We start from the raw sequence: 8,551 nt of genomic DNA, 5'->3' as shown, positions 1-8,551 counted from the left end.
GCCCCTGTGGCGACTGGGGGCGACGCCTCCGGTGACGAGGGCACCACGATCGCCGGCCAGGTGAACGGCATGGACGCGGACAACGACAGCCTGACCTACGCCATCCACGGCGACGTGCCTGCGGGTCTGACCTTCAACGCTGACGGCAGCTACAGCTACACCCCGGCCAAGGACTTCAACGGTGAGGTGGAATTCCAGTACATCGCCAACGACGGCACGGCGGACAGCGCGCCCCAGACCGTGACCATTACAGTCAGCCCAGCAAACGACCTGCCCGTGGCCCAGGACGACACGCTCACCACGAGCGAGGACACCCCGCTGCAAATCGAGGCGACGCAACTGCTCGCCAATGACAGCGCAGGCGGCAACGACACTGACCAGGGCCTGTCAGTCTCCGGGGTGACACAAGGCATGAACGGCACGGTGGCGCTGGTTGCCGGCCGGATCACCTACACGCCGAACCCGAACTTCCACGGCACTGACACCTTCACCTACACGGTGACGGACGAGCAGGGGAACGAGTCGACGGCTACAGCATCCGTCACCGTGACGGTGGGTGCGGCCAACGACGCCCCGGTGGTGGCAACGATTGCCGACCAGACCTCGGCCGAAGAGGAGGCGTGGAGCTTCCAGGTTCCGGCCGGCACCTTCTCGGATGCCGACGGCGATGCGCTGGTACTCTCGGCGACCCTTGGCGATGGCGCCGCGCTGCCGGGCTGGCTCAGCTTCGATGCGGCGACGAAGACCTTCGAGGGCACGCCGCCGCTGGACTTCAATGGTGCGATCGACCTGAAGGTCACGGCCAGCGACGGCACGCTCTCGGCCTCTGAGACCTTCAAGCTGACCATCACCGCCGTCAATGATGTGCCGGTGGCGGTCGCCGACACGCTCAAGACCAGCGAGGACACCCCGCTGACGATCGCGGTGGCGGATCTGCTGGCCAACGACAACGCAGGCGGCAACGACCCCGACCAGACACTGACGGTCTCCGAGGTGAGCCAAGGCCAGAACGGCACGGTGGCGCTGGTCAACGGCCAGATCACCTACACGCCGAAGAAGGACTTCACCGGCACCGACAGCTTTACCTACACGGTGACGGACGAGCAGGGCGACGCGTCCACGGCCACCGCAACCGTCTCGGTGACCGTTGACGGGGCCAACGACGCGCCAGTGGCTGAGGCCGGCACGAACGCGGGCGACGAGGACGGCGGGCCGATCACCGGCCAGGTCAAAGCCACCGACGTTGACGCCGACGCCCTGACCTACAGCCTGGTTAAAGGCCCGACGGCAGCCCAGGGCGTGCTGACCTTCGGCGAGGATGGCAACTACAGCTTCGTCCCGGCCAAGGACTTCCATGGTCCAGTAACGTTCGAGTATGTGGCCAACGACGGTAAGGTCAGCAGCGCGCCTCAGACCGTGACCATCACGGTTGCGGCCAAGGACGAGCCCAACACCGCCCCGGAAGGCGCTGCCTCGGCGGTCCTGGCCGACGGCACGGAAGGCGTGGCCTACACGGTTACGGCGGCTAACCTGCTGGAGGGCTTCACGGATCGCGACAGCGACAGCCTGTCGATCGAGAACCTCTCGGCCGACCATGGCACCGTGACGGTCAACGAGGACGGCAGCTTCACGATCACCCAGGCTGATGACTATAAAGGCCCCGTCCGCCTCACCTACACCGTGGTGGACGGCAAGGGCGGCTCGGTTGCAGGCTCGCAGAGCTTCAGCCTCGCGGCCGAGAACGTCCTGCCTGCGCCGACGTTTAGCGTCGCCAATGTTGAGGTTAGCGCAGAGGCTGGTGAGATCACTTTCCGTGTGGAGATGGACGGCACGATCAATAAGCCGCTCACGCTCCAGTACTGGCAGAACGACGATCTCGCCATCGGTGGCGAGGACTTCGAGTACGTTAACGGTCGGATCACGTTCCAGCCTGGGGACACTCACCAGGATGTGACGCTGAAGCTTCTCCCGGACGCCGTGTATGAGGGGGATGAGACCTTCACCCTCGACGTTGCGGATCTGGACGGCAACGTTCTCGCCTCCGCAACCGGCACGATCCTCGAAGACGATGCCGAGCCCGCGCCTCCCGGTGTGACGGTCACGAGGTCCGGCGAGGACACGGTGGTCGGCGAGGATGGTCAGACAGACACGATCTCGATCGTGCTGAACTCGAAGCCGAGCGACACCGTGTTTGTCACAATATGGGGTGACGGCTACGAAGTTGAGCCGGTGGAGCGCATTCTGGAGTTCACACCCGTGAACTGGGATGTCGCCCAGAACGCCACTATCATGGTCTACGACAACTCCGATAATGAAGGAGACCGTCAGTCCAGCCTCACCTTCACGGTGGACAGCAATGATCCTGAATCGCCCTACCAGGGCATGATCGTGGACCCTGTCCCGGTCACGGTCATCGACAACGATGAAGACCCGGTCGTGATTATCCCCGGCGACATCCTCGTCACCGGCCTCGATGGCGAGTGGGTCGAGGGCACGACCCGCACGGTTATGGTGTCTCTGAAGGACGCCCCGACTGAGGACGTGAGCGTTGCCTTCGTTGGCTACAAGGTCAGCCCGGATCAGAAGCCGATCGTCTTCACATCGACCAACTGGGGCGTACCTCAGCCGCTCACGGTCCAGGTCACTGACGATGGCGTGCAGGGCAGCCACGCTGGCAACCTCTACTTCTATGCTCAGAGCGGGGACCCACGTTACTCGGAGCTTGCCTCCGACTCCACCGGCTTTGCGGTTACGGTCGTGGATGCGCCCGTGATCGAGGAGCCGACCGATGTGAACACCACGGCCGCTACCGGGACTAGGACCTACACTGGCGGAGCAGGCAGCAACGATAGCCTGACGATCGCTCAGACTACTCTCAACGGGGCGAACGTCATCAACCTCCACGGATCGATCGTGGGCACCAACCAGTGGGCCGGGGGCTCGATCCAGGGGTTCGAGAACCTGACGCTGACTAACGTCAGTGGCACGGCCGGCCTGTCCCTGACCATCAACGGTGATGAAGAGAACAACGTCATCAACGTGGTCAGGACCAACCGCAAGACCGACATCAATGCTGGTGATGGCAACGACACCATCGACTACGTCGGCGCCGGTCTGGAAGCCATAAATTCCGTTCTCAGCGGCGGGACGGGCAATGACATGGTGACAGTTAGCACCGGGGTCACCATCAATGACCGGGTAAGCTCCGGGCTCTCCGGTGATGACACCTACAACCTCGCTGGGACAGCCAACGTCGCCGTTCAGAAGCTGTACTTCGGGGTGAATAACGGCAACGACACTGTCAAGAACTATAGCACCGGCACCGGCAGCGACGGGGCGACCATTGCTGACGAACTGCGCTTCGAGGGCATCCAGGCCAATAACGTGAAGGTGGAAGAAGTCGGGGGGAACACGGTCTTCACGATCAACGGCAACACCGTCACTGTGGAGGGCGTCACCGGCCTAGAGTTCAACAAGCACTGGTTCGCCGAAGGCACCTATACACCCCCAGGCGGAGACGAGGAGCCGACCGGTGAGGCTGGCATCGATGTCTCCAAGCTCACCCTGAACGTTGCTGAAGGCGGCGCATCAGACACGACTGAAGTTGTCCTGACGCGTAAGCCGACTTCGGATGTAGTCATCACGCTCGGTTCCGATGGCGGGGTTCTGTTCTCGGTCAACGGTGCAACCCCGGCCCCGACGCCCACGCTCACCTTCACGCCCGAGAACTGGAAGACGCCGCAGACCGTGACCGTGACGGCCATCGATGATCCGGATTATGAGCCCGAGGGTGGCACGATGGTGTACTTCGAGCCGATCAAGAGCGACGATCCGCTCTACGCGGATTACTTCCCACCGTCAGGTTGGGCAGCCATCACCGATAACGATACCGCGCCTCCCGTTGAGCCTCCGACCGCTCAGGTCATGAGCACGCATGTGTGGGAAGATAGCCCAGTCGCGGAGCTTCAGGGCAATGGCTTCTCGTCAGGTGAGTTCGGTATCCTCGAATACAAGATAGCTTCTCAGCCTGTGGATGGCGGCACGGTTACCATGACCGATGATCGCACCTTCCGGTTCGAAGGAGATAAGGCATTCCTATCGTCGCTGAACCGGGGCGAGACGAAGGAAGTCACCTTCGAGTACAGCGTGAGCGACGGTACGACGTGGTCTGAGCCTGCGACGATGACGTTCATCGTGCATGGCTTCACGAACGGGGCGGATGAGACGTACCAAGCGACCGAGAACAACACTCCAAGCCAGAGCGACACGCTTGCTCTCAACGGTGGCGACGGCAATGATACTGTGGTGTTCATCGACCTCACGCTCACGTCAGGTGAAGGCTTGGAAATCTCGCTCGACAAAACGATCAAGTGGACGGAGTACGCTGGCAAGCCGATTGTGAACACGGAGAACATCACGATCAACGGAACGAACGGTGAGGCCGGTCGCACACTGACAGTTGGTGGTAATGATCAGGTCAATGTGATCACCATCGAGAACACGATCCATAAGCTCTTCATAAACGGCGGTGGCAGCAACGACACCATCGATTTCAAGGGAACTGGGGCCGGTGGGACGTCGGTCATCAACGGCGGCGCGGGCAACGACACGGTGAACGTGCGCAGTAATGCCATCGTCAATGTCGTTTCTGACAACGATACCGTGAACTGGTTCGCGGGTAATGTGACGGTTCAGGGCTTCACTACTGGTGACGTGCTGGACTTTGCGAAGGCTGGCGTTCAGTTCAGCAACGTCACGGCTGTCGAGAGCTCAGACCGTACGGTGTTCACCATCAACCAGGATGGTGTGGCGAACGCCGTTACAGTGATGGCCATCGGCCTGAAATTCGGCACGGATTGGGTTGCGGAAGGCGCGCCTGTGGCCAACACAGCGCCTGTGGCCGAGAGCTTCGATTTCACCACGACTGAAGACAATCTCTCGGTCACGATCCCGCTGGCGCAGGCGTATGCCACCGATGCTGATGGTGATGCTCTCACCATCAAGGTCGTCAAGCAGCCACAGGTAAATGGGGTGCAGGTCGGCGAGGTTACGTGGAATGCGACCGCGAAAGCGTTCGAGTTCACGGCTCCGGCGGGGTCCTTCGAGCACCTGACCAGTGAGGACTTCGTTGACCTCACGTTCGACTATGTCGCCAACGACGGCAAGGTGGATAGCGCCCCGGCAACGGTGACGCTCTACATCGACGGCGTCGATGATGTAGTCAACGAGAAGCCGGTTGCGTCGAACATGACCTACGTCGTCAGTGAGGACGATGTGGCTCGGGAGCCGACCGATCTCGATCCCATGGCTGATGACCCAGAACTAGGAGCGGTTACCTACGAGGCGATCGATCCGTTGCCTGCAGGTGTCACCTGGAGCGAGGCGGGTCAGCGTTGGGTCTTCAACGCAACTCCTGGTCAGTTCGAGCTTCTCAACGATGGTCAGATGCATGAGGTCAGCTTCCGCTACGTTGCGATCGATCAGGAGGGTAACCGCAGCGATCCTGGTACGATCACCCTGACCGTCAACGGCATCACCGATACGGTGGCCCCGCAGCCGGATGTCGAGCCCGCGATGGGTGCTGACGCAAACAACTACGACGGGGGCAAGACCTCTCCGACGAACAATGCTAAGTCGGCACAAGGTGAGATCATCAACGACGCCAACAATACTGGCTCCATCCAAGCTACTGCCCTGCACGGCTACGGCGGTGATGATGAAGTATATGGGCGAGAACTCAACGACTATATATTCGGTGGCAGTGGCTCGGACACGGTCTACGGCGGCACTGGTGATGACACGCTTATGGGCGATGGTGGTGGGGCGACTGTTACTGCGGCCGGGCAGTCCACAATCAATGCCGGTGCGCCCGGCATTGACAAGCTGTATGGCGGTGATGGTGCCGACACCCTCAACGGCCAGGACGGCAACGACATTCTCGTTGGCGGCCATGGCGCGGATAACCTGACTGGAGGTCTTGGGGACGACACCTTCGTCTTCCTCGACATCTTCGATCGGGGCGACGTGGTGAACATGCAGGGTCAGCAAGCTGCGAACGATATGTTCGACTTCCGCAACTTCGACTTCGATCCGAACACGGATGGTTGGCAGGCTGCGACCAATGGGGTTCAGCTTATCTTTGAGGCTCCGGTTGCCGGGCAGATGGTCGAGGATGCAATCTACTATGACTCGGTCTCAGGTCGGATGAGCATCAACACCGGCAAGGATGGTGTGGAAGACTTCCACGCGACTGTGAACATCGGGACGGGCACAACCCACCCGGTGCTCAACCACAGTGATTTCTGGATATAGTAAGACGAAACACAGGAGCCCCGGAGCGATCCGGGGCATTCCATTTGGAGGGACACGCCGCAGTGCAGCCGCGCGGACGGTGTTCACGGAGGTCAGAGGCGAAATCGATAGGGACCTGTGCTTGCTCTCGGCTTACGAGGGACAGTTGTCGTCCGAGATCGTGTACCTGCACGATGCTACGCTGGGGCTGATCAACCTCGATCAGAACCGCATCATCAAGGTGTTCTCGATCACCGCCGTGCTGTTCCCGCCGCCAACGTTGGCCGGCACGATCTCCGGCATGAACTCGAAGTTCATGCCGGAGCTGGGTTGGGATTACGGCTATGCCGTCGCGCTGGTGCTCATGGTGATCTTGGCGGTGCTGCCCTATCATTGGTTCAAGTGGAGGGGCTGGCTCTAGCCCCTCCGGCCGGTCGCCAGGAGGGTTGCCATGCTCCACCCCGTGCGCGTGCTGCTGCTGGTCGTCCTCGCCTGGGCTACATTCCTGATAATTACGGTGACTGCCCGGGCTCAGTCCGAGGTCGATCTCGCCCTCGTCATTGCCGTGGACATCTCCTACTCGATGGACACGGACGAGCAGGAACTCCAACGAGAGGGCTTCGCCGAAGCCTTCCGCTCGCCGCTCGTTCATGATGCGATCCGCAATGGCATGCTGGGCCGCATCGGCGTCACCTACATGGAATGGGCCGGCTCGGCGGATCAGAAGGTGATAATCCCCTGGATGATTCTCGACAGCACTGAGAGCCTGAGGGCCTTTGCCGACCGGATCGCCTCGACCCCGTTGCGCCGGGCGCTGCGCACCTCGGTGTCCGGAGCCATCGATGCGGCCGCGAACCTGTTCGAGGTCAGCGGGCTGGAGGCCGCCCGAAAGGCGATCGACGTCTCAGGCGACGGTGTGAACAACCAAGGCCGACCAGCTCCTCAGGCGCGCGATGAGGCCGTTGCCCGCGGCATTACGATCAATGGCCTGCCGATTATGCTGAAGAAGCCAAGCTCCCTCGACGATCCGGACCTCGACATCTACTTCCGCGACTGCGTTATCGGCGGCCAGGGCGCGTTCATAGTGCCCGCACGCGATAAGTCGCAGTTCCAGGAGGCGATCAAGGCCAAGATCCTGCTGGAGGTCTCCGGCGTGTGGCCGCCCAGAGCATCGTCGATTAGCCACGCACAGGAGCATGCGACCCGGCGGGCGGACTGCTTCGCTGGCGAGATAAGGTGGAGAGAACGCGTTGGCAACTAAAGGCTGCTGGCTGTCTTGATGGGCCGGACTGGCCTGCCTCAACATCGGTCTTGTCGGCGTGCTGTGGCTGATATCGCAGCCGTCCGAGCCGACGTCATGCTCTCGAGGGGGCGTCAATCCGGACGCGCGGTGATCACCGACAGCGTCACCGAGCAGAGCGCGATCAGCATCACGACCGCGCTTGCCGCATGCGAGTACTCCCACTCCCGGCGCAACCCGCTCCAGTTATCCGGCATGGCCGTCCAGTTGGCGGTCGCCTGGTTGGCCGGGAACGTCCACGTAAAGAAGATGGCGAAAAAGACTACGAAGCACAGGGCAGCGGTCACGGCAAAGGAGAAAGCCAGGCGCTGCTGACGCAGCTTGATCGCCAAGACGGCGTTCATGATGAGCGCAGCCAAGTCGACGATGCCCAACCAAGCCCAGCCGGCATAGACGCCCTGAACGGTCTGATAAGCATCCCGTGAAAGATCGATCTTGTTCGGCAGCTCGAACAGATGCGCTCCGGCCGGGACCAGGGCAAGAGCCGTGAACACGACGGCAAAGAACTGGATCACCCGTAAGCTCAAACAATGCCTCCGCTTACCATGACCGAGCGGAATGTCCGCATCGACTCAAAGGGTAACGATGGACGGACCAAATGAAGGTCCGCTTACCCCCTTCACGCGAGCGTCAGGCGGGCCGGTCGGACGGTGTCCCTTAGTCGCCCGTCCGGCAGGTTGTCGACCTTCCCGCTCGGGTCAGAGTTGCACCCTTCCCCTCGATCCAGAACTCTATGTCACCCTCAGTATAACGGCCTCCATCCGCGGAAAGTGCCTGCGGAAGCACCATCTCGGATGGAGATCCGGAATAAACCAGCTTTACGGATCCCATTGAGGTGCCTGGGGGTGAGAATGTGGCTTGGAGCTGTGTGCCATCCGCACAGGTGTAATGAACGGTTCCGTTGCAGCTTTGAAGCTTCCCACCGCCCAAGCTATTAAGAGACGGGATTGAGAGGGGCTC

At 61.3% G+C, this 8,551-nt stretch carries 5 protein-coding genes; 3 read left to right on the top strand and 2 right to left on the bottom strand.

From position 1 onward, the window contains the following. Positions 1-6 precede the first annotated feature (6 nt). The 3 genes from AC0QTX_RS23485 (at position 7) to AC0QTX_RS23475 (ending at position 7,552) form a co-directional block, all read left to right on the top strand. Positions 7-6,312, top strand: coding sequence for a cadherin-like domain-containing protein (locus AC0QTX_RS23485; RefSeq protein ID WP_474606231.1), 6,306 nt, complete (start codon positions 7-9; stop codon positions 6,310-6,312). Between the two features lie 145 nt (positions 6,313-6,457). Further along, positions 6,458-6,712, top strand: a complete 255-nt coding sequence (locus AC0QTX_RS23480; protein WP_474606228.1) for a CorA family divalent cation transporter — start codon at positions 6,458-6,460, stop codon at positions 6,710-6,712. Positions 6,713-6,742: 30 nt separating this feature from the next. Then, complete coding sequence (locus AC0QTX_RS23475; RefSeq protein WP_474606227.1) at positions 6,743-7,552, top strand: DUF1194 domain-containing protein; 810 nt, start codon at positions 6,743-6,745, stop codon at positions 7,550-7,552. Positions 7,553-7,665: 113 nt separating this feature from the next. Here AC0QTX_RS23475 and AC0QTX_RS23470 read toward each other — a convergent pair whose 3' ends face one another. Then, the gene (locus AC0QTX_RS23470) at positions 7,666-8,106 is read right to left on the bottom strand and encodes a DUF1772 domain-containing protein (protein WP_474606226.1); all 441 of its coding nucleotides are present in this window, start codon (positions 8,104-8,106) and stop codon (positions 7,666-7,668) included. Positions 8,107-8,248: 142 nt separating this feature from the next. Continuing rightward, positions 8,249-8,521 (bottom strand): MliC family protein, encoded by a 273-nt coding sequence (locus tag AC0QTX_RS23465; protein WP_474606225.1) that lies wholly within the window; start codon positions 8,519-8,521, stop codon positions 8,249-8,251. Between the last annotated feature and the right edge of the window lie 30 nt (positions 8,522-8,551).

It is taken from the genome of Microvirga sp. jy35 (genome assembly GCF_056148915.1).
The sequence above is the reverse complement of the archived record's forward strand: the minus strand, read 5'-3'. Positions and strand labels throughout refer to the sequence as shown.